17 protein-coding genes and 2 pseudogenes are annotated in these 23,657 nt (G+C 46.6%); 12 read left to right on the top strand and 7 right to left on the bottom strand.

Annotated features, from left to right (window positions below; translation table 11 throughout):
* Positions 1-24: 24 nt before the first annotated feature.
* Positions 25-1,113, bottom strand: coding sequence for a porin OmpC (gene ompC, locus FE839_RS14735; protein ID WP_138361551.1), 1,089 nt, complete (start codon positions 1,111-1,113; stop codon positions 25-27).
* 856 nt (positions 1,114-1,969) lie between these two features.
* On the opposite strand from ompC, the pseudogene FE839_RS14730 reads away from it, so the two are divergent.
* The 7 genes and pseudogenes from FE839_RS14730 to FE839_RS14700 all read left to right on the top strand — a co-directional run bounded on the left by FE839_RS14730 (position 1,970) and on the right by FE839_RS14700 (position 10,172).
* Positions 1,970-2,927 (top strand): annotated as a pseudogene (locus FE839_RS14730) (DDE-type integrase/transposase/recombinase).
* Between the two features lie 250 nt (positions 2,928-3,177).
* On the top strand, positions 3,178-4,119 hold the full coding sequence (argF, locus tag FE839_RS14725) for an ornithine carbamoyltransferase (protein WP_241675632.1): 942 nt from the start codon (positions 3,178-3,180) through the stop codon (positions 4,117-4,119).
* 152 nt (positions 4,120-4,271) lie between these two features.
* Positions 4,272-5,780 carry a YfcC family protein gene (locus tag FE839_RS14720; protein WP_138361550.1) on the top strand — a complete coding sequence of 503 codons (1,509 nt, stop codon included), beginning with the start codon at positions 4,272-4,274 and terminating at the stop codon, positions 5,778-5,780.
* 23 nt (positions 5,781-5,803) lie between these two features.
* Positions 5,804-6,658, top strand: a complete 855-nt coding sequence (locus FE839_RS14715; RefSeq protein WP_171034893.1) for a dimethylarginine dimethylaminohydrolase family protein — start codon at positions 5,804-5,806, stop codon at positions 6,656-6,658.
* A gap of 2 nt (positions 6,659-6,660) precedes the next feature.
* Positions 6,661-7,647 (top strand): NAD(P)-dependent oxidoreductase, encoded by a 987-nt coding sequence (locus FE839_RS14710; protein WP_138361548.1) that lies wholly within the window; start codon positions 6,661-6,663, stop codon positions 7,645-7,647.
* Positions 7,648-7,655: 8 nt separating this feature from the next.
* Positions 7,656-8,606, top strand: coding sequence for a carbamate kinase (gene arcC, locus FE839_RS14705; RefSeq protein WP_138361547.1), 951 nt, complete (start codon positions 7,656-7,658; stop codon positions 8,604-8,606).
* 123 nt (positions 8,607-8,729) lie between these two features.
* Positions 8,730-10,172, top strand: coding sequence for a sodium:solute symporter family protein (locus FE839_RS14700; RefSeq protein WP_138361546.1), 1,443 nt, complete (start codon positions 8,730-8,732; stop codon positions 10,170-10,172).
* Here FE839_RS14700 and FE839_RS14695 read toward each other — a convergent pair.
* Together FE839_RS14695 and FE839_RS14690 are read right to left on the bottom strand one after the other, a co-directional pair.
* Positions 10,102-11,760, bottom strand: coding sequence for a PucR family transcriptional regulator (locus FE839_RS14695; RefSeq protein ID WP_138361545.1), 1,659 nt, complete (start codon positions 11,758-11,760; stop codon positions 10,102-10,104). The two genes, FE839_RS14700 and FE839_RS14695, sit on opposite strands and share 71 nt — an antisense overlap.
* A 296-nt stretch (positions 11,761-12,056) precedes the next feature.
* Positions 12,057-13,511, bottom strand: coding sequence for an AMP nucleosidase (locus FE839_RS14690; protein WP_138361544.1), 1,455 nt, complete (start codon positions 13,509-13,511; stop codon positions 12,057-12,059).
* A 372-nt stretch (positions 13,512-13,883) separates the two neighbouring features.
* Here FE839_RS14690 and FE839_RS14685 point away from each other — a divergent pair, with 372 nt between their 5' ends.
* Positions 13,884-15,425 (top strand): alpha/beta hydrolase, encoded by a 1,542-nt coding sequence (locus FE839_RS14685; protein WP_138361543.1) that lies wholly within the window; start codon positions 13,884-13,886, stop codon positions 15,423-15,425.
* Here FE839_RS14685 and FE839_RS14680 read toward each other — a convergent pair.
* Entirely contained in the window at positions 15,417-16,349 is a 933-nt protein-coding gene (locus FE839_RS14680) for a nucleoside recognition domain-containing protein (RefSeq protein WP_138361542.1), read from the bottom strand. The two genes, FE839_RS14685 and FE839_RS14680, sit on opposite strands and share 9 nt — an antisense overlap.
* 265 nt (positions 16,350-16,614) lie before the next feature.
* On the opposite strand from FE839_RS14680, the pseudogene FE839_RS25120 reads away from it, so the two are divergent.
* A pseudogene (locus tag FE839_RS25120) lies at positions 16,615-16,725 on the top strand (hypothetical protein); the annotation flags it as partial.
* Between the two features lie 191 nt (positions 16,726-16,916).
* Here FE839_RS25120 and FE839_RS14670 read toward each other — a convergent pair.
* Together FE839_RS14670 and FE839_RS14665 are read right to left on the bottom strand one after the other, a co-directional pair.
* A complete protein-coding gene (locus FE839_RS14670) occupies positions 16,917-17,885 on the bottom strand; it encodes a threonine ammonia-lyase (protein WP_138361540.1) in 969 nt (322 codons plus the stop codon).
* Positions 17,886-17,996: 111 nt separating this feature from the next.
* Positions 17,997-19,025 carry a zinc-dependent alcohol dehydrogenase family protein gene (locus FE839_RS14665; protein WP_138361539.1) on the bottom strand — a complete coding sequence of 343 codons (1,029 nt, stop codon included), beginning with the start codon at positions 19,023-19,025 and terminating at the stop codon, positions 17,997-17,999.
* 102 nt (positions 19,026-19,127) lie between these two features.
* On the opposite strand from FE839_RS14665, the gene FE839_RS14660 reads away from it, so the two are divergent.
* Positions 19,128-20,054 (top strand): LysR family transcriptional regulator, encoded by a 927-nt coding sequence (locus FE839_RS14660; protein WP_138361538.1) that lies wholly within the window; start codon positions 19,128-19,130, stop codon positions 20,052-20,054.
* 655 nt (positions 20,055-20,709) lie between these two features.
* Positions 20,710-20,931, top strand: a complete 222-nt coding sequence (locus tag FE839_RS14655) for an STN domain-containing protein (RefSeq protein WP_241675631.1) — start codon at positions 20,710-20,712, stop codon at positions 20,929-20,931.
* 403 nt (positions 20,932-21,334) lie between these two features.
* Here the strand turns inward: FE839_RS14655 and FE839_RS14650 are convergent, their stop codons facing one another.
* Positions 21,335-22,420 carry a porin gene (locus tag FE839_RS14650; protein WP_138361536.1) on the bottom strand — a complete coding sequence of 362 codons (1,086 nt, stop codon included), beginning with the start codon at positions 22,418-22,420 and terminating at the stop codon, positions 21,335-21,337.
* 422 nt (positions 22,421-22,842) lie between these two features.
* On the opposite strand from FE839_RS14650, the gene FE839_RS14645 reads away from it, so the two are divergent.
* The gene (locus FE839_RS14645; protein WP_138361535.1) at positions 22,843-23,655 is read left to right on the top strand and encodes a helix-turn-helix domain-containing protein; all 813 of its coding nucleotides are present in this window, start codon (positions 22,843-22,845) and stop codon (positions 23,653-23,655) included.
* Positions 23,656-23,657 lie beyond the last annotated feature (2 nt).

Genomic DNA, 23,657 nt, shown 5'->3' with positions numbered 1-23,657 from the left:
AACTGGCAATCCGATTAGCTTAGTTTAAAACAGATATGTTAAGCCTACGCCAACAATATTATCGGTGCTGATGTTGGCTGTTCTGGTGAAGTTGTTATCGTCAAGCAGGTTGATTTTATAATCAACATATGCCGACATATTTTTGTTGAAGTAATAATAGGTGCCAACATCCACATATTCAACTAAGTCCTGGTCGCCATAACTCCTGAAATCTTTGCCTTTAGATTTCAAATACGCAATTGACGGACGGAGGCCAAAATCGAACTGATATTGTGCGACGACTTCATAGTTTTGTGTCTTCTCAGCAATATAATCATCACCAAAACTGGTCATGTTCCTGGTTTCAGCATAGGTGGCAGCCAGGTAAATATTATTAGCATCATATTTCAAACCGACGTTCCACAACTCCGCTTTATCCCCGGAAGCGTATAAGGCGGACGTTTTCCCTTTTTCGACCTGTTCATTACTTCTGTCTGAAGCGGTATAAGATGCACCGGCACTAATCCCGGCATACTCATACGAAGCAGAAATACCAAAACCATCGCCATGTTGTTTCTGGACAGAACGATCGCTGTCGTCCGCTTTGCCCTGATATTGCAAAGCGAAGTTAAGCCCATCCACCAGGCCAAAAAAGTCCCTGTTTCGATAGGTGGCAACCCCGGTAGCACGGCCAGTCATAAAGACGTCTGTTTGCGTCGAGGTATCAGCGCCGAACTCCGGCAGCATATCCGTCCAGCTGCTAATATCATACGCGACACCATAATTACGACCATAGTCCACAGAACCAAACTCAGAGAAATTCAACCCGGCAAAAGCCATACGGGTTTTATCCCCGCCGGTTGCCCCGGTCCCTTCATCATTGTTACCCTGGAACTGGTATTCCCATTGGGCATACCCGGTCATGAGATCGTTGATCTGGGTTTCACCTTTAATGCCGATACGAACATAGGTCTGATCACCATCCTGGTTTTTATCATCCGAGAAATAGTGCTGCGCTTTTACCTTTCCGTAAAAGTCCAGTTTATTTCCGTTTTGGTTATATACTTCAGCAGAGACGGCGGAACCAGACATAATAAGCCCAGTAATAACTACGGCTATTTTTTTAATATCCATTGTTTGTACCTTTTATTGATTTAGATAACCACTACTTTCTGCTTATGGATTCACGGCATGCTTACAGAATCCTGTGTGTCAAGATATTGCAATTGTGACAATTATTTTTACCAGAAAAAGTCGTTCATCAATTTGTCAATTTATCAATCATCTGGACAATATACGATAAAAAAAGCCCGGCAGTGGCTACCGGGCAAACAAGGAATGCTTGCATAATATTAGGGTTATATGTACTGCAAAAAAAACATAGCAACTTTCTGGGTTTATTTTTATCAAAAAAAGCAATTTAGCGGAGGGAGAGGGCAAAATGATCATTCTGGTCGTTGGTGTTCACCGGTCACGTTTCTGATGTCTGAAGCGAAAGCTCATGCGGTAATGGTCAATACTGCTCGTATCTCAATTAGCAGAGTATTTGATTAATTGGCATAAAATACATCAACTTTCCGCTGGCGGAATTTTTCTTATTCATTTTCTGGAGGGGAAAGCAACGGGGCCTATTGCGTGGTATCGACATCCGTATCATTTCTTCGCCTCAGACGGGAAGGTGATACAAAGTCATATTTCAGGGAAGAGTGATTAATGTGACCCAAATCACTTTTTCTTCTTCGGCATCAAAATTCGTATTGCACTATTGGTTAATGATGATGACCAGTCGATACTGGCGTTATTGGGGTGCGAGGCGAAATGATAATACGGTTCGTGTTTCGGTAAATTCTTATTCGTATTGCGATCTTTCTATGCGTTCCCTCACTTTCTTGTCATGTCGATAAGGATAACCAGCTTTGGTCATCCCTCCAGAAAACCCAATGCAGGTATAAGTTGAATTCTCTCCTAACCTGAATACAGGGGAATTTCGATGAAGCGTTCACGCTTCACTGACAGTCAGAGCATTGCTGTCCTTAAACAGACTGAAGCTGGAATAGCTGTTCCGGAGATGTGCCATCAACATGGTATAAGTAGCGCCTATTTTGCAAATAGCGATCAGTCAGGAAGCGGATGCACAGCATACGATAGTGTACCGGGGAGCAGTATCAGTTTGGGCAGTCAGATTTTTATCGTCAGCGACCGGTATAGATGTTTACTGAGCCAGGAAAATTAGCTGATTGCTAACTGGCTGATACGCATCACAGACAGTCAGCGTAACTGGAGCTTGGTCTGTGTTATCTGTATCTCGTAATGTGAAAGGTTTTATCTGGAACTATAAAAGAATTTACCATATTTACAGCAAACTATCGCTGAATATGCAGATAAAACTCAAAAAACGGCTGAAATATGAAAAGCCTGAACCAACGGAGTGTCCTTGATGGTAGTAACAAGAGCTGGTCAATGGACTTTATGCACCACCAGTTATCAGATGGCCACTCAGTTCGGCTGTTGAGTATTATAGACGATTTCAATCGGGAAGCACTGGCAACAGATGTTGATTTTCTCTTTTATTCAGCCGGGTAGCCAGAATTATGATGCAACTGATTGAATAAAAAATAAAACTTACATCAATTCGTTGCGACAACGGATCGGAATGCTCAGATAACACACTGATAATGTGGACTGAACGACAAAATGTTATCCTCAATTTTATTCAGTTTATTCAGTCGGGAAAACCATAGTAGAATGCTTATATTGAACGCTATAACCGCACAGCCTGTTATAACTGGTTGAGGCACCATCTGTTTTATTCACTGAATAAGCTACAGGAATGCGACGCTCAGTGAAAATGGCTCCCTAATCATGAATGGAAGAATATGGAGCTGAATAAATTCAGACCGATACAGTATATTCTTGGTTTATCTGATTTTACTTATTTTCCCATGTGAAAATGGAGAGCTACTCGTTGACAATCTGAATTTACCGGAAACCTAATAATCTATTATAAATTATATCCAGGCTGAAGGGCATAATATTACCGTGGTATGTCTGGTTGATAAATTGTATATAAGTCTGATTTATCCCCGCCAAAAACGTACTTATTGCCAATTGCCAATCCAGCAGGGGATCATCTATGGTAGCCCTGAAGGCGCTTATACGGTAATGCAATAACCCAAAACTGACATATAGGCAGGATAGATGATGAGAAATAAATTAAGAGGTAAAGATTATTTGGCATTTAAGGATATGCAGCGTGAGGAAATTGAATTTGTAGTAGATCTGTCGCTTGAGTTTAAGCGCAAATGGGTAGCTCGTGAGCCGCATGAGTATCTAAAAGGGCAGGTGTGGGCTGCATTATTTGAGAAGAACTCAACGCGAACGCGGAATGCCTTTCAGCGGGCGGCAGCAGACTTGGGAATAACGGCAGTTTATTTACGTCCAGATGAACTTCAAAGCGGACGTGGTGAACCGCTGAAAGATACAGCACGCATGTTTGACCGTTACTATGATGGCTTGTTCATTCGTACTTTCGGTCATGAAATTGTAGAACAATATGCTCAATGGATGGATACCCCTGTTATCAATGGTCTGACAACGATGGCCCATCCGACACAGGGTATTGCCGATCTGATGACGATTAAAGAGAAAAAGCGCGATTACCCTGGATTGAAACTTTGTTATGCCGGTAATCTCTATAACGTTTGTTACACTACGATGATAGCCTGTGCCACGCTGGGAATTGACATGTCTATCGCCTGTCCGGCGAGTTTACACCCAGACGCAAATATCCTCGAAGAGACCCGCAAACGTGCAGCGGTAAGCGGGGCCAATATTGTCTTTACAGATGATTTTGACGCTGCGTTGAAGGATGCAGATATTGTCTACGGCATGTCACATTACAGTATGGGACAAGCACCTGATGAGATTGAAGCGTTGAAGAAAGCATTCCAGCCGTATCAGGTCACCATGGAGGCGATGAGAAAAGCAAAATCGGATGCTATTTTTATGCACTGCCTGCCGGCATATCGAGGTATCGATGTTACCGACGAAGTTATGGAGTGCGAACAATCCGTCGTGTGGGATCAGGGTGAGAATCGTATGCATTCCATCAAAGGTATCCTCGCAGCTGTTGCGTTGTAGTTACACGATTATTGTTCGGGAATTTTCTTCGCAATCTGAATGATTTTCCGTGTATGACTTTTTTATAAATAATGTTCACGGTAACCTTACAGCCAGCGATTATTCATGCTATGAAAGCAAAATTGCTGGCTATAATAATAAGGAATCATTGTATGTCTGCAATAGATGAAACCGAAAAAAAATTAAAATCGCCCAATGCTTATGTCATCATTTTCTTTATTATTGCTATTGTTGCCATATTAACCTGGTTTATCCCAGGCGGAAAATATCAGTTAGATGAGGCTGGTCGTGCAATATCCGGAACTTATACACAATCGGTCGCAAATCCTCAGGGGTTATGGAATATTTTTATGGCACCGATTATTGGTATGATCGGCAACCAATCAGTGACAGGTGCTATAGCTATTTCATTAAATATCATGCTGTTCGGCAGTTTTCTGGAAATGATGGATGAATCAGGGGCAATAAAAATAGCCCTTAAACGAATCGCAATTAAGAACCAGCAGAATTACCACGTTTTGATTTCACTACTCGTGCTGGTAATGGGGATCTTTGGTACCGTTCAGGGGGCGTATGAAGAAGGTTTTGTATACTTAATGATGTTCCTTCCCATTGTGCTGGCATTAGGATTGGATACGATGGTTGCTGTAATGATTGTTGTCCTGGGAACCCAGGCTGGCTGTCTGGCATCGATTGTCAATCCATTTGCTGTGGGAATTGCTTCCAGTATCGCTGGAATTAGTCCAGGTAATGGCATTATCATGCGAATGTTAATGTTTATTGTTTTTATTGGCGTGGTTTCTATATATATTTGCCGCTATGCGGACAAGGTCAAAAAGGAGCCGCATAAATCTCCACAGCATTTTCGTCGGGAACAGGATCTGAAAGAGTTTCCTTTGGCAGAGAATACTGAGACATCTTTGACGAATGCACAAAAAAAAGTTCTGACAATCTTTTGCGCGACCTTCAGTATTATGATTGTTTCTTTGATTCCATGGTCCTCTTTAAACCCGAACTGGACGTTTTTTGAAACCTTTACCGCGTGGTTAGTGAATATTCCCTGGTTGGGAACTCTTCTTGGCAAAGATATGGTGCCTCTTGGTCAATGGTTTTTTAATGAAATTAATGCGATGTTAATCATATCTACGATTATCTCCGGGTATATAATGAGGATGAATATCGATAAGATTATTGATGTGATCATTAAAGGTGCAGCGACTCTGGTATCCACGGCCTTTATCGTACCTCTGGCGCGGGGTATTCAGGTTATTATGAATGATGGATCTATTACACCGACGATTTTGCACTTTGGTGAAGTTACGCTCAGTAGCCTGCACCCAATTGTCTTTGTTGTGGTATGTCTGCTTTTTTACCTGGTCATCGCTTCATTCATTCCTAGCTCCACGGGATTAGCTGCTGCTACGATGCCAATTATGGTGCCTCTGGCCGTATTTGCAGGCGTGAAAGAAGAAATTATGGTTGATATTTATCTTATCGCTCTCGGATTAGTGAAAATGATTATGCCAACGTCGATTGTGGTGATGACCTGCACTCAGGCTGCACATATTGGCTACGGACAATGGGTAAAAAGCAACTGGAAATTTATGATATTGTTGCTCATGATTTCCTGTACATTTTTGATTGGTGGAGTTTCATTCTGATTATTTAAAAAGGAGTTAATATTATGTCTCAGGTATTTGTATCTAATGCAACTGATACATTAAAAAAAGTGCTAGTGTGTTCCCCTCAATATTATGTATTTAATGCGATCAATGAAATTACCAAGACCTGGATGGAAAAAGGGGAAACGGAGCAAAACGATCTGATGGTCCGGGAGTGGCGAGAACTGGTTAGCGCCTATAGAGACAATGGTGTTGAAGTGGTGGAAATGACCCCCGACAAAAGCATGGAAGTGCAAACCTTTGCCCGTGATTTTGGCGCTTGCGTCAAAGAAGGCGCGATTATTGGTCGTTTTCGTCACCCAGCCCGTCAGCCGGAAACTGTTGTGTATGAAGCCAAATTAAAAGAGCAGGGCGTTCCGGTCATTGCGCGTTGCAATGCCGGTTGTTTTGAAGGCGGTGATTTCTGGATGATTGACGAGCACACATTAGCGTTTGGTCTGGTGGATCGTACTGATGAAGCAGGCGTCGCTAATTTACGCGAGCAACTCGAAAAGTTTGGTTATACGGTCGTTGGTGTACCTTGCCCGCCTGCTAACCTGCATCTGGACATGGTATTTAATATCGTTGCTGAAAAAGTGTGTCTGGCTGCGGTGCATGAACTTCCCTATAACTTCTTGCAAATGTTAAGGCGCCGTAATTTCACGGTGATTCCGGTAGAGAGCGAACAGGTTTTCAGGCACGGTTGTAACGTTCAGGCATTGGGACAGGGAAAAGTAATGGCAATTAGAAATAACGTCACTGTTAACTCCAGAATGAAGGCGTTGGGGATTGATGTGATTGAAGTTGACCTCTGCCAGATTCTGAAGGCAGGTGGCGGGCCGCATTGCATGACTTTTCCGGTAATAAGAGAGGCCTAAGCATGAAGATAGTAATAAGTGACTATAAAGATTCCATGATGCCTCTGCATGACAACGAAATCACTATATTGACGGCGGGATTACCTGATGCGGAAATTATCATCTACGAATATACAGATGAAAAACGTGATGAATTTATTAGCCTGCTTTCTGATGCTGATGCTCTTCTGACAGCTTTTATTCGCCTTGATGCTCAGTTTTTTTCAAGAGCGAAAAATTTGCGTGTGGTGTCTATTAACGCTACAGGTTATGACAATGTCGATCTTAGCGCCGCGACCGCTCATGGTGTGGGGATATGTCCGGTGGCAGAGTACTGTACCAGGGACGTCGCCGAGCACACCATTGCGTTGATGCTTGCATTGAACAAGAATCTCAAATCCTACACTTATGATATTGAGCAAAACTACTGCTGGCGGTATGACTTTCCACGCAGACCGGAGCGTATTGAGATGCAAACCCTTGGTATTTTCGGTTTGGGCAAAATCGGTAGTCAGGTAGCCCGTCTCGCTAAAGCATTGGGTATGCGGATAATTGCTGTCGATCCTGCGGTCACCCCAGAACGAGCGTGTTCTATTGGGGTAGAAATGGTTACTCCAGAGGATATCTGGCAGAAAGCTGATGTGATTACTAACCATATGAATCTGGGAAATACCAATGTTGCCTACTTCACAATCAAAGAGTTTGCGCAAATGCGGCGTAACCCTATTTTCCTGAATCTGGGGCGGGGGTTAAGCGTCGATGAAGCCGCGCTGGCAGAGGCCCTGGATAGGGGGTTAGTTCGTGGAGTAGGGCTGGATGTGTTAAATGATGAAACGCCGCAGCTTGCCGGGCATCCGTTAGCCCGACGGGCTAACGTGATTATCACTCCGCATTCAGCATTTTATTCAACCCAATCAATGACCGAGCTTCAGCGAATTTCCTGTGACAACATCGTTAATTTTTTGACAGGGCACTGCATGGATGTGTTTCGGCTGGTTAATGAGGTTTAGGGGGAAGCATGCTGGAGAAACTAAAAATAGTTATTGCGCTGGGGGGGAATGCTTTGCAGTCTAAGGATAGCGCGCCTACTGCCGAGGCCCAATTATCCGTGATTAAACAGACCTGTGAGCGTATCGCTGATATCAGGCTGCAGGGTTATGATATAATCCTCGTGCATGGTAATGGCCCGCAAATAGGGCGAATTATTCTTGCCTGTGAAGCTGCGAAAGACGTTGTACCGCCAATGCCATTCGATGTATGCGGTGCTATGTCGCAGGGGTATATTGGCTACCATTTACAGCAATCGCTTAGGTATGCACTCAACCAACGGGGTTGTAAAACGGAAGTTGTCACTCTGGCGACACAAGTTTTAGTTGCTCGGAACGACCCGGCATTTCTTGTGCCATCCAAACCTATTGGACCATTTTATAGCCAGCATGAGGCTGAAGTTCTCACTCGTGAGAAAGGTTATATTATGCGCGAGGATGCCGGACGGGGTTGTCGCAGAGTCGTGGGTTCTCCGCTACCGCAACGAATCGTCGAAATTAATGCGATAAAAAAAATGGCAGAAACCGCCATAGTAATAACATGCGGTGGCGGTGGTATCCCGGTTATTGAAAATACTGATGGCTCTCTGGAAGGGGTGGCTGCTGTTATAGATAAAGATTTTGCTGCAGAACTATTGGCTGAAGAGCTTAATGCAGACATATTACTCATACTCACCGAAGTTGAGAGAGTTGCAATAAATTTCAATACGCCACAGCAGCGGGATCTTTCCCGATTAACATTAGTACGAGCAAATCGATATATCAAGGAAGGTCATTTTTCTCCGGGGAGCATGTTGCCAAAGATACAGGCAGCACTAAAGTTTGTACATAGATATCCGAAACGACGGGCAATTATTACCTCACTCGACAAGGCATTACAGGCATTAGAGGGAAAAACAGGTACCACAGTCGAGTTTTCCTGATAAAACATCGAGTGATCTCACTGCTGAATAATAAAAGTGTTTTGTGCTTCACTTTTTTTAATTATGAGTTATAGGAAAATAGATTAAGGGATTTACTGAGGCCAGAGATAAAGGGAAACAGTTATGCTAACAATGGTTGATTATCTGTTTATTATTGTCTATCTGCTCGGAATTGCCATCGTGGGATTATTGTCGCTAAAATTTGCTCGTTCTAAAGAAGATTTTCTTGTTGCCGGCAGACGACTTTCTTTGCCGATATTTTTTAGTTGTATGGCTGCTCTGGCATTAGGCGGTGGTTCAACGGTGGGCAGCGTGCGCCTCGGTTATGAGTTTGGTGTCGGAGGCATCTGGTTGAATCTGAGTATTGGCATCGGGCTTATTGTTACAGGATTACTGGTTTCGTCGAAGCTGGCAAAACTAAAAGCGCTGAGTATTAACGAAATCGTTGAGGAAAACTATGGTTATGTGGCTAAATTATTCAGTACTCTGCTAACGTTAATTTATACTATTACGCTAAGTGTAGTGCAGGTAATCGCTATTGGTGAAATTATTAGTGGTACACTGCAAACAAATTTTACATTATCAATGGTTGCAGGCGGAGGGATTGTTATTATCTATACGTTTATCGGTGGAATGTGGTCTGTGACCCTAACAGATGTTATTCAATTTGCAATAAAAACCGTTGGTTTTATTATTCTTGCACCGGTTTTCAGTATTTCGGCGGTGGGAGGGTGGAATGTGTTTGTCAATAACTTGCCGCCGTCCCACTTTTCAATTACCAGTATTGGCATAGAAGATATTGTGCTCTATCTAGTTCTATATGTTCCCGGAATTATTATTGGTCAGGATATCTGGCAGCGAATTTTTACGGCTAAAAACAATTACGTTGCCAGGGCTGGGACCCTCTGTGCAGGGATTTATAGTATTGTTTATGCTTTTGCAACAGTGATTATCGGCATGTGTGTTTGCATTATTCAACCCTCACTTAGCGATCCACAAAACGCGTTTGTGCAGGGAGTTATAGACTTTCTTCCTTCGGGTATAAAGGGAATTGTACTCGCAGCGGCAATGGCTGCAACAATGTCTGTTGCCAGCGGCACTATTCTGGCATCATCAACTATTCTCTATAATGATATCTACCATAGCTATTTGGATAAAGAACCAACTGAAAAAAAGGCCATTTGGGCAACAAGGTTGTTTGCTGCTATTATCGGAATTGTCGTTATGATTTGCGCACTATGGATCCGCGATGTACTGGTGGGAATTAAAATTTGCTATGGCTATCTATCTGGCTGTGTATTTATTCCGTTGTTGGCCAGTTTTATTCTTACGCGTTTTAGTCCCAAGGCCGGTCTTTGGTCACTGGGAGGTAGCTTCGTAGTTGTGACTTTTCTCTTTATCCATTTAGGAACCTCTTCAGTTTTCCCTATTCTGTATGGAATGCTGTCGGGATTAATTATCTATGTTGCCATTAATATAGCGAGTAAACATAAAATTAAATCACGCTTTTATCAAAGTGACCAAGCTGTAGAGCCAAATGAATCTTCATCGCCAGTTGAACATTGAAGAGATCTTCTGCCTTGTTGATATTGCAGTTAAGAATTTTATTGATGGTATTAAACCGAGCAATCAGGGTGTTTTTATGAATGAAGAGTTGTTTTTCGGTTTTGGTTTTTGAACAATCGTTATTAATCCATGTTGTTAATGTATCAAATAGATGGCTGTGATGTTCTTTATCATAGTCAAGTAGCGGTTTGATGTAGGTCTCATACATTTCCTTGAGAAAATAACCAGAAATATACTCTTGTCTGTCGATAAAGAAACGAAGCACTCCGAGGTCCTGATACTTGTAATAAGGTACGATGCTGGCTGTTGATGACAAAAATTGTGCGGTTCGTTGTGCTTGAGTAAACCCCATGCGAATATTTTTCAGGGCTACAGGTTCACTGATGCCAATATAAATTTTTGCATAGCCGGTGGTAAGAATGAACAGTTTGCGAATATCGGCTATCAGAGATTCAAGAGCATCATTCGGCCAGGGGATTAAGACTATTTGTGAGTTGAACTTTTCGAATGTAATAATGTGATCGCTGTTACTAATTTGTTTTTTCAGAATGTCATGAAACTGATTTAATCGATTGTTCTGTAATTCAATAGATCTAATACCATCAGAATTACTATACAACAGATTGGCAACAATATACTGACGGTGAATTTTCTTACCTGTTGGAGCCAACATGGTTTCAATGCTGTGTTGAGATAATTTATCTTCCGAAAGTAATCGGTCCATAATAAGCTGATTAAAGCGTCGGGTAGCGTTACTTATTTCACTCATTTTTGTTACATGTAACGCGACAAATAAACCATATTGTTGGATGCGGACAGTTTCGTCGGCCGGTATTTCGACAACGTTATCATCGAGCAAGATAATAATATAGCCATATTTTATATGATTCAGGATGACAGGGTAGAATAATAGTTGTTTCCCTGGGATGGACAATATTTTACCCCAATAACAAAAAGTTTGTATTCTGGTATTATCCATAGTCTGCATATGCAACGCTGACGGTTTGAGCTGATTAATACTTAGCTCTCTGGTATGGTTTTTCCAGTTAATATCGTCGGATGCACCGATCAAATAAAGGTCACTATCGGTAATTGCGTGGCTCAGGCCAGTAGCAGAGCGGAAGCGGCAGCACATTTCCGGTAGCGAAACACCATCGATCATGGCATTCATCAGCAGAGAGTGAACTTTTTGACTTTCCTCAATGATATGATAAGGCTTACGAATAATGGCATTGAGTATAGGATTCATTACTTCTTCCCAACTATAATTTGCCGGAATTAACATGATCGGGAATCCAACCTCATCACACCACGAGAAAATGTCTGGTGAAATTCTTAGTGTGAATTTCTCTTTGGTAATAATACCAGCAACATTTTTTGCCAGTAGTGTATCAACCATTTCTTTGGAAAAACACTGTTCAAATAGCACGCCAGAAATAACTACTTCGCCACCTTTAAGCCAATCTGCAATCTCCGGTATATCCATTATTGTCACCGTGGTTACTGCACGCTGAAAGCCGCTAGCCCCGGCTCTGATTTGTATTCCGTTTAAACTACCAATCATGAGTACATCCTGAATAACAAACATAATGAACTCCTGTTGAATCACTGATGCCAGACGCAGATATTCCTTAGTGTTAAAATATTGTAATAAAATTTAGATAATACAATAGGAACATATTATACAAGAGTCTTGTATGTATTTTTGTGGAATATGTTGGTTATTAGCCATTGGGTATTTTTCTGATGCAAACACGAAAGAACGCAATAGCCCATCGGCAGCGGCCAAAGCCGCATGCAAGGCCAGAGTGACGAAACATGCGATGCTGAGTTCGGGTACCGGATGGCACCCGATGTTTTATCTGCCGCGAAATGGGCCGGAGATTAGCGAAATGGCGGCTCGTTGAAGGTTCTCAGTTTGCGCGAGTGCATATGGTCGCCTTCGGCGCGCAGCAGGTCAATCGCCCGGATACCAATCTGTAAATGCTCGGAAATGGCCCCTTCATAGAACCGGTTGGCCTGGCCCGGCAGTTTAATTTCACCGTGCAGCGGTTTATCGGATACGCACAGCAGAGTGCCGTAGGGGACGCGGAAGCGATAACCCTGAGCGGCAATGGTGGCGCTCTCCATATCGATGGCCACCGCGCGGCTGAGATTAAAACGCAGCGCTGAGGCGGAATAGCGCAGTTCCCAGTTACGATCGTCGGTAGTGACCACTGTCCCGGTGCGTAGCCGTTGTTTAACTTCTTCACCCGGCATGCCGCTGACCTGTTTCGTGGCGTCATAAAGCGCACGCTGGACTTCGGCGATGCTCGGAATCGGGATATCCGGCGGCAGCACCGCGTCCAGCACATGGTCGTCGCGCAGATAGGCGTGAGCCAGCACATAGTCGCCGATGGTCTGGCTTTCTCGCAGACCGCCGCAGTGGCCAATCATCAGCCAGACGTCCGGGCGCAACACCGCCAGATGATCGCAGATATTTTTGGCGTTCGCAGGCCCTACGCCGATATTAATCAATGTGATCCCCTGACCATCTTTGGTGATCAGGTGCCAGGCCGGCATCTGGTGCTTCTTCCATGCGAGATCGGAAATGGCTTCTTCCGGGGCTTCTGTATCCGCAGTGATCCAGATCCCGCCCGCGCAGGATAAGGCAATATAAGGGCTATCGGGATCGAGAATTTGGCTACAGCCCCAGCGTACGAACTCATCGACGTAACGGGTGTAATTGGTAAACAGCACGTACGGCTGGAAATGGTCAACCGGGGTGCCGGTATAGTGGCGCAACCGGGCCAGAGAGAAATCCACACGGCGGGCGTCGAAGTGCGAAAGCGGATAGAACGCGGTCGAATGGAACAGGCCGTCGGCGGTTTCATCGCCAATTTGCGAAAGCTCTGTGGTCGGGAAAAACCGGGTCAACCCGGCACTCATGGAACGATCAAGTGTTAATTCAGAACCATCAATGACATACGGATAGGGAATTTCATGCTGCGATAATCCGACGGTGATGCAGGCGTCATAATCCTGATACAACAGGGTGAGCTGCTCCAGCAAATAGGCGCGAAAAAGTGTGGGATTAGTGATAGTGGTGGTGTAGCAACCGGTGTGGGTAAAGCGACCCCAGGCGCGGGTTTTTGACGCTTTATGTTCAGCGCCATCCCATGTGACTGACAGTTGCGGATACACGAACAACCCTTCCGCGCGTGCGCTATCATCAGGGAGCGTATTATGAGTAATATATTCGCCGATGGCTTTACGCAGCGCATTGACCGATTTTTCATACAGCGTTTCAAGTTGCGTAAGGGCTTGTTCTGGGGTCAGCCTGGCGGCATTTTGGTTCATGACTTACTCCTTGTTTTGCTCTGCCGACGTTGTGCTTAGTATGTCACAGACTGGAAAAGACGGTGGAGAATTTCACCGTTTCAACAGGAAAAGTACTGAAATTAGAATCAGTTGGCGCAGGGGAGGGCGATGACTGCGCCTCAGCGACGCCCATGGCGGCCGTGTTTGTCGCGGATGGTCTCTTTTTAACCCCGCCGCGCGGTTTGTTTAGCGCAGATCCGTTACACCCGAGAGAATGAATGTTGGTTCCCTTTTCTGACCGTCACAACGGGCGGTTGGTTTATTCTATGTTTAAAAAGTGAATTGCAGGATCGGTGTCGGGCGGCGTAATTTGCCAATCGGGTGTGCAAAAGAGAGAGTTCGGACAAAAATATGGCAATGATGCGCTTTACCCGGATTCTCAATAAGTCGGGCGTGAGAATGGTCTCTTTGGCGAAAAAATGTTTCATGGGCCTGCTGGTCGTGGTGGTGGTCTTTTTTATTGGGCGTATTTACGAGTCACAGCGTGGCCCCGCGCTACACCGTTGGCATACCTGGACCGCAGATGAAATGACGGCCAGCGAGATAGATCATGCCACCTTTGCGCAATATCTGGCGCGGGAGGGGGCGATTTTCCGCGATCTGAAAAGCACGATCACCGATGCGCTGAATGATGATGAAAAAACGACGATTAACCGTTTTTATGCGCAAAGCCTGGTCTATCCGGATAAGTTTCATCCCAACTGGAATCGTTCTTTTATTCTGTTGCCGCAGGGCAAGCCGCGCGGCGCGGCGGTGCTGCTCCATGGCCTGACGGATTCGCCTTACAGCGTACGGTACCTGGCGCAGCGTTATCAGCAGCAGGGATTTGTTGCCGTGGCGCCGAGGTTGCCGGGGCACGGTACCGCACCTGGCGCGCTGACCGCCGTTGACCGGAATGAGTGGATAGCGACTACCCGTCTGGCGGTACGGGAAGCGACGCGACTGACGGGGCCCGATGTGCCATTGCACATAATTGGTTACTCTAACGGCGGGGCGCTGGCGCTGAAATACGCGCTTGATAGTCTGGATGATAAATCGTTGCGCCGACCTCAGCAGATAATTTTGCTGTCGCCGATGATTGGCGTCACCGCGTTTGCCCGTTTTGCCGGGATTGCGGGCCTGCCCTCGATTTTTCCGGCCTTTGCCCGCGCCGCATGGCTTAATATTGTCCCGGAATTCAATCCCTATAAATACAATTCGTTTCCGGTCAAAGCGGCGAGGCAGTCGTGGCTGTTGTCTCAGGCGTTGCAGCAGCAGATCGTGAAAGCGTCGCAGAACAAACGGCTGGCTGAATTAGCGCCGGTGTTAACTTTTCAGTCGGTGATGGATTCAACGGTAAGCACCCGCGCGGTGGTGGATTCGCTTTATCGCTATTTGCCGGATAACGGCAGCGAACTGGTGATTTTTGATATTAATCAGGCGGCGAACCTTCGTGCGCTATTCCGTCCCTCGCTTTATTCGGCGGTGAGCAGCTTACTACCGTCGGCGCCACGGCCCTATGCAACGACGATTATCACCAATGCCGCGGCTGACACCGATGATACGGTGGCCCGCACAACGCTTGCCGGCACGCGGACGGAAACCGTGACGCCGCTGCATATTACCTGGCCGCAGGATATGTATTCATTGTCGCACGTCGCGGTGCCGTTCCCGCTGAGCGATTCGCTCTATGGCCGGGAACCGGTGGAGAAAAATCGCTACGGGATCAGCATTGGCACGATTTCTTTGCGCGGGGAAACGTCGACCCTGAGTATCGGGCTGGATACGCTGATGCGCGTCACCTCCAATCCGTTTTTCCCGTGGATGATGGCCCGGGTTGACCATCATATTGCCTGTAGCTTTCAGGCTGACGTCGCGGCCTGCCTCCGTGCGCAGGCGGCAGGATCAGAATAGCGTGAGGTGCATAATCGTGCGGATGATAATTCCGGCGATGGCGCCGGTTGCGGCGAAACGGAACAGGCGTACGAAACGCGAGCTGACGCCCAGGAAGATGCCGATGCCAGGGAGATCGAACGTCTGAACTAACAGCCCGGCGGAGGCGTTAATCTGGCTCACGGTCACCTTACCCTGCTGAATGAGTTCAGAAATCACGCCAAAATAAGCCGTTCCCCCGGCAACACACTTGACCAGCGCCGGTAGCACGAAGTTAACGGGAATATTCAGCCACAACAGCAGCGGCAGCAGGAGGTGCTGGAGCATCTCAATCACGCCTGCGGCTTGCATAACGCCCACGATAGCCAGCGACAAAATCAGCATTGGCACCGCACCAAGCGCCAGTCGAATGGCGTCGGAACCGGCACTGTTGATCACGGCGATAATCCCCCGATTATTTTGCTCGGCGTTGGGGAGCGCTTCTGACCGGGGATTCTCAATCGTAGACAGCTTGCGACCGGTAATATGCCAGGTTACCGCGGCGGCACACAGCCCGCCAGCGATCGAAATGACAATAGAGGCCAGCCAGTGCAGGCCAAATGGCGTTAACGGATAGAAAACGTTACCTTGCCCCATGGCGAAAAGCATCGCCAGCGTAGCCGCCATCTGTCGATCCGACGCACCGCGTTTATCCATAATGGCCAGCGTCGCCAGCGGGGCGGCAAAGCTGACGAAATTCATCTGGATCAGAGCAAACGCGCTCATCCCGGTTAAGCCGAACGGCTTCAGCAGCGGCGCGAGCCAGCGTACGATGACGTCCAGCACCCCGCGTACTTCCAGATATTTCATTACGATGAGCATGACAACCATGATTGGCAGCAGCGTGTAAAGCGCCACATCGACGGAGCTTTTTCCCGCCGACATAATAATGCTGATGAAGTCCATCTATTTCTCAATCACTGCGAACAGAAAGGATAATTACCGCCATCATAATCACGGAGGAGAGGAAATGAAATCGTTACAGGGGATCTCTCTGTCCTGGAAGGGGGCACTAACTGTACTGGCAATAAGCTGAATCTGATGGGGAAATTTTACCTGCGGATATTTGCAAAGCCTGTTTTTGCTTCCAGACAGAATGACAGAGGGTGATTTTCTTTGAGGATAAAACGATGCGAGGGTGTCTGCGGATAGTGTGGGTAACGCTGTTTATTTACGAATGGTGGCGGCGTGGAAACCGGCCGCTGACGGGCAAACGGAACTCACCCATCAGGATTTGCAGCAGGGCGTTATTTTGCTGGGGATTGCCGGGATGATGGATCCGCATTATCGGTTTTATGATGTTCCTGATTGTGGAAGTTGAAAAGCCGTTGACCCGGAGATGGCGCACGGTCTGAGATATGCCTGGTGGCATGACACGGACAAAATCCAGAGCCGACGTTCGGGACGTCGGCTCTGATTGCTGACAATTCGTGCCCCGGGAAAATCACCGATGACATTTTTATATCTTTATTGTTACTTGATACCTGCGTGTTTTGTCCATACCTGCATCTCCGGGTATGTCACGTTCCCCCCGCATACGATAAGTCCAATAACCGCGTTCCGGGGAAGTGTGGGGATAACGGCGCGCGCGGCCGGAATAAGTGTCCCGGTTGCAGGTTCAACCCATTGTCTGGCTTTCTCGCCAAAAGAAATCATGCCTTGTATAGCATCGCTATCCGACACAAGGATGACCTTTTCAAGGTAGCGTTGAGCGTGTTCCAGCATCAGAGGATCGATCCGAGGAACGCCCAGAGTTGAAAGGGTGGAGGTGATGTCCACGTTAACTGGCCTTCCCGCCGTCAACGCGTGGTACATCGAACTGGCCCCCTCGGTTTCCACTCCCCATATGCGGATGTCAGGATTACGGGATTTCAGTACCGTTGCGATGCCAGCCAGCATGGCTCCACCGCCCACCGCAACAAATACATCGGTTAATGAAGGGCAGTCAGCAATAAGTTCGAGTGCAAGGGTTCCATATCCTTCTGCGACCAGAGTGTCGCTACAGTCATCGATAACATGATATCCCTGTTCTGCAAGTTTCCTGGCCCGTTCAAACGCGGAACTGACATCTGCCTCAATAAGCACTGTGCTACCCGAATGGCGTATTTTTTCAACTGATGAGGCCGGGGCCGTTTTGGGCATAATGACGGTCACATTTACATCAAGCGCTTTTGCGGCTTCTGCTACTGCGATACCAAAGTTGCCGCCACTGACGGTAGCGAAACAGCCCTCTTTCAGGTTGCCAGTGAAAGCGGAAAGCAGGTTCAGCACGCCCCGGGGTTTAAAAGAGCCGCCAGTCTGCAAATTTTCCAGTTTGAGAAACACCTTTCTTCCCAGCATATCGGATAATCCCGGTGACAAAACCGTAGGGGTACGAATGACGGCATTTTTAATCCTTTCAGCCGCGGTAATAATTGAAGACAGGGTAAGGTAAGTGGTCATCAGTATGTCTCTTATTGAATGCGAACGGGTTAAAAGAGCATCAGGAAATGAGGGGGCAATGTCCCCCCCAGGCCAGATGAGAGTCGCCTTTTCTATTTATATGCTAAATCATCAACTGATGCGGATGACGATTTTCCCGAACGGTCCTCTCTCCAGATGCGTGAAGGCGGCTCTCGCATCGAAGAAATCGTAGATTTTATCAATCACCGGTTTGATTTGATGGTGGTCAACAGCCTGACATAGCTCTTCAAGGGCGCGTCGGTGGCCCACGGTAATCCCCTGAATATTTGCTCTTTTAAGCATCAATGGCACGGCAGGAAGAATCATCTCACCGCCTTTAAGAAAACCAATCTGAGCAATCCGCCCTCCCGGTGCAAGGGCTTCTGCAGACTGGCGCAGGTTGTCACCGCCGATAAGCTCCAGGATATGGTCAAATCCGCGTCCCCCGGACAACTCAGTAGCCCGCAATGCCCATTCTGGCGTCAGGCGGGTATTAACCAGACCTGATGCCCCGAGCGCCTTTGCGCGCTGTAGTTTTTCTTCACTACGCGAAATGACGGTGACTTCCGCACCCAGAGCCTGAGCCAACTGGAGCCCTGCCAGTGCCACGCCGCCGGTTCCCTGGACCAGCACTCGCTGCCCCTGTTTGAGTTTTCCTGTTTCTACAAGCGCGAACCAGGCCGTCAGGGCTGCAACCGGGAGAGTGGAGACCTCCTCGTCACTCAGTGAGTCAGGAGAAGCGACAGCAATATCTTCGTCGAGTATGACATATTCAGCCAGCATTCCGGGGAGCGGACCACCCAGCGATCGGCCGTGCCTGACCATATCATCCGGTGCATCACCATCCAGCCACTGCGTCCAGAAATTTCCGGTGACCCGGTCCCCGGTACGGAAACGGGTCACGCCGGGGCCTGTTGCGACAATCCTACCCGCCATATCTGAAACGGGCGTGAAAGGCATTTCCGGCAGGTCTGGCAACAGTTTCCCCTCCAGCACCAGTTTATCCCGGTAGTTAAGGGAGACCGCAGAGATTTTAACCAACAACTCGTTATATCCCGGTTTCGGTAAAGGGACTTCAGTCAGGTGAAGGTTTTCAGTGCCGAACGACGACAACTGCCAGCGTTTCATCATTTGAGCCATAGTGATTTCTCCAGTAAGTGGTGAAAATCATCTTATTGACAACAATACGGCGTGTATTGCGATATAAATGAATCATATTTCCTCTCAAATGGAGACAATCGGATGGCATTCATCCTGCATTCTCAGTTACTCAGCATGGCTGCTTTTGTGCATACGGTGGAGACAGGTAGCTTTACCGCTGCCGCAGTCCGGATGGGGGTATCAAAATCGGCAACCGGTAAACATGTTGCCCGACTTGAACAACGGCTCGGTGTTAAACTGCTGAACCGGACCACCCGCAGCATCAGCCTGACCGAAGAGGGAGAATTGTATTACCGGAGCTGCCTCAGAGTTATGGATGAGCTTGATGAAACAGAATCTCTTCTGGCGTCGCGCAAAAAGGTGGTTTCAGGTACGCTGCGCATCAGTCTCCCCGTCTCATATGGCCGGATTTGTGTCATGCCTGTCCTTGCTACACTGTGTGCTGAGTATCCGGCGCTCAGACTGGATATCACTTTTACCGATCGCCGGGTCGACCTTATCGAGGAAAATATCGATCTTGCTGTACGGCTCGGTGATACAGGTAACTCTGCCAGTCTTGCCGGGCGAAAAATCGCCACTCAGCGCTCTGTCATTTGTGCTTCGCCAGCATACATTAATCGCTATGGATTGCCTGGCTGCGCAGAAGAGTTGCTTTCACATGCTTGTCTTGGCTTTTCAAGGGACGGCAGAGTCTTGCCCTGGAAAGTGCTGGATGAAAATGGTCACATGGTCCTGCTTGAACCCACTATCCGTTACATTGTCAGCCACGGGGAGGCATTGAGGGATGCGGCGGTCAGGGGGATGGGGATTGCCTTTCTGTCAACTTGGTTGGCCGGAGACGAAATCGCTAAAGGAGAACTGAGGATAATACCGGTTAAGACTCCCGAACATGATGCCCCAGTTACGGCGCTATGGCCCGTTTCCAGAAATCTCTCCCCCCGGATCCGGGTGGTAGTGGATAGATTGTATGCGGATCTTGGTAAGGCGTTCTCCCGGAACCATTTGTGATGGACGCTGGAATATGATCAAGCGCGAAGCGCTCTTGTCAGAACACGCTGGATGGGGGCAGAGAGCGTGAATGTTAATTTTTACCGTTGCACCATTGCCAAAAAATTGGGGGGTAGAAAAATGCGGGGGTATTTACTCAGGTCCGGAAGGCGACTTTCCAGCTTATGGTGATAGAACGTTATCCACTGAGAACAACCTGATTGCGTATCGACATCTTGAGGGGGAACCCTCTTCCTTTGATTATGGGGCAAGAATGGGGAAAAGGTGCCAGATTTCCTGATGCATTTTTGTCATAGGCCAATGCTTAACATAATTAATTGTTAAATAAGATAAAATGTTACCTGTTGTTTCCCCAGTCTTATCGGCTTGCATGGGCCAGGACCCGCTTGTCGTCAGTACGATGGATGATTTATGGCCTGACAACTTTTCTGTTTCAGGTAAATTTCAAATAAAAATGGTTCGCTGAAATAGTAGATTAACGATTTTGTCATCGCTATCTTTACGTGACGTTGCTGAAGGAGTCAACAGAGTGAATGTAATAGAATCAACCTTGCGGTCCGTTTATTGGAAGATTTTAAGTACCAGCATGGCTTTTTTCATTATTGCATGCAGCACTTCACCGAACGTTCATTTTCCACAGGGAAAATGCGACGCTATGGCGGATTACGATATCCATTTTTATCGCTTTGATGAAACCGCCCAGGCGCTGGCGCACGGAACCGGGTGTTTTATCCGGACGGATCTCAGCCGGACGGCGTCGGTGAGGGTAAACCCGGTTAAAGGTCGGATGACAATCCGTGAGGCGCTCCATGAGGCAATCGCCGGAACGGCGTTGAAAGTGACTGAACAGCAGGCTGATTCCATGACCGTCAGGTAAACGGCGCGGCAGAGGTTAAGGTATGGGCAACGCAGTAAATTTTATTCTGTTGTCTGTCCTGGTATGCTCAGTATTGAGCTACTCTGGTGAGAGGGGCATGAGTAGCGCAAACAGACTGTGGCGCTCAGATGATGCTAACGGTGGGGCCGGACTCTCCGGAAAAATGGCCAGCCGGGCATGAACGGTTGCCCGGGAGGGACGAGGCCATTCTCTGATGGCAAATACTACCTGCCCGGGACGCATGAAGAATGTCACCCGGCACGCCGAACGGCCTCCCATCAAAGCGGGCATTTGGTGCGGGAGAGAATCTGATAAGGTTCATCACGCCGCAGCGAATATTCCCTCTTTTTCGTACAATACGGTGAAAAAAGCCGAAGATCCTTCTCAGCTTTTAATGGGGCAATCAGAAGTGATACGTTAAACCAAAACCAATCACATCATCATTGGTGATACCAAATTGTTGGTTATTGTCGAGCATGTTTATTTTGTAGTCGACATAAGTGACCATGTTGTCATTAAAGTAATACATCATGGCTAAATCAAGATAGCGAATTAAATCTACATTTCCTGTGTTTTCAATGTCAAACGCACGTGACCAAAAATAACCTACCTGAGGCCTGATTCCGTTATTAAATTGATATCCGGCTACCGCTTCCCAGTCGCGGGTTTTATTGGCAAAACCCAGTGATTTTATTGGCGTCAGATTATGGGTTTCCGCATAAATGGTCGCCAGATAGAGTTGTTTACCGGCGTATTTAATACCGCCCCCCCACATATCAGCATACTCGCCTTTACCCAGTGATAGCGCCTGTTGAGCCGCCGTACGCCGAGATGATGAGCCAGCACCAACGATACTGATTTCATCTGTGGCATGCCATGTCAGCGACATCCCGTACCCTTCTCCGTTCTGTTTTATGGCTGAACGACTACTGCCTGTTGTTTCTAAACTGTCGTTAGCGCCCTGGTACTGGACAGCAAAATCAAGACCGTCAATCAGACCAAATGTATCGTGATTACGCCATGTCAATAATCCTGTCCCCCTGCCGGTCATAAAATTATCGCCCGCACTAAAGGTCAGATTGTTAAAAATCGGCGCATAGTCTGTATAGGATGCCAGATCATAATCAACGCCCCAGTTACGACCATAATCGAGGGAACCGAATGTGCCCGCATTCAGCCCCGCGTATGCCAGACGCGTGGCATTCCCGGTTTGAGCATCGCTGCCAGATTCAGTATGGTTAGCCTGAACGTTAACTTCCCACTGGGCATAACCTGATAACCATTCATTAATTCGTGTTTGCCCTTTAAATCCGAAACGAATAAACGTGTTGTCTCCGTTCAACGACGTATCATCACTAAAATAATGTCGCGCATGCACAGCGCCCGTAAGTTGTAGCTGATTACCGTCTTTATTGTATATTTCAGCTGCAAACAACGGAAAGGAAATGCTGAATATCATGCCCGCCAGGGTTAATTTTCTGATTATCATCTCTATTATTCCAGAATTAATGTTATGGGGTGTTTTAAATTCACCATGACACAACGTTGTTGCGTTTAAGCCAACATTGGATGGACTGTCAGAACTAATTTTACAAAATGTGTTAATACTACCTGTTGCTGTCGAAGTGTGATTTTATCGAAGGGTAAAATAGTGGAAAGGCCCTGGCGATGTGACTGTGAAACATATCAATACCATTTGTACTATTATGACAGGAAATGCATGGGGATGGCATTTATGTACACTGTCAATTGTACTATCAATAATGTTATAGAAACGCATTATCCCATGAAATAAAATGATGTTTCATATTCGTGATGCAAATCAATTTATCCTGCCTCATAAGGTCATAGATTATAAAATGTACTTCTTATCTGTTAGGCCCGGGACGCGGGGACTAAAGAGGGTTTGTTATGACACTTGTTCTTCCAAGGGATACTCATTTCCACCATCCTATGGAAAAGGTGGTATTCCATTTCTGGCAGCCAGAGAAAAGTATCAGTCGTGAACATACCCATGAATATTGTGAGCTTTTTTTGGTGGAGAGTGGGAGCGGCGTACATGTTATCAATGAAAAGCCGTATTTGTTGACCGCCGGGACACTTTGCTATCTAAATCGACAGGACTACCATCTCTTTGAGAATATGAATAATTTAAACCAGGTAAATCTCCTGTATCTGGGGCGCGATCAGTTTAATATTATCAAAGGGATAGACCATTTACTTCCCGCAGAGGATGAGACAAATATCTGGCAAATAGATATGCGGATAATGAAACATGTCATTAGCCGTCTTTCAGCTCATCAAGAGGGGGCGTTTATGGATAAATTTTTTGCCGAGAGTCATAAAGAGATGGTTTTTCTTGAGGCGCTGCATATTCTCAGCGAATGGCGATACAAAACACACGATTTTAGCTCCAGTGATGATCGTATTAGCCAGATAATCATCTGGTTAAATAACCACTGGGATCGACCACTGAATATTGATGGATTATGTCAGATGTTTGCGATATCCCGTCGTACTCTGCAACGTGGTTTTGCCGAATATACCGGAATTTCCCCACAGCAATATCTTTCTCTTCTCAAACTGCTGCAGGCAAAATATTGCCTGCAGTTTTCTCAGATGACCGTCTCAGAAGTTGCGATACATTGTGGTTTTACGGATATTAGCTATTTTTCCCGTCTGTTTCGTAAGCAGTTCGGTATTTCGCCGAATCAATGTCAGTAACC

Origin of the sequence: Klebsiella indica (assembly GCF_005860775.1) — a bacterium.
GTDB classification, from domain to species: Bacteria; Pseudomonadota; Gammaproteobacteria; order Enterobacterales; family Enterobacteriaceae; genus Klebsiella; species Klebsiella indica.
This window is presented reverse-complemented; position numbering and strand designations above follow the sequence as displayed.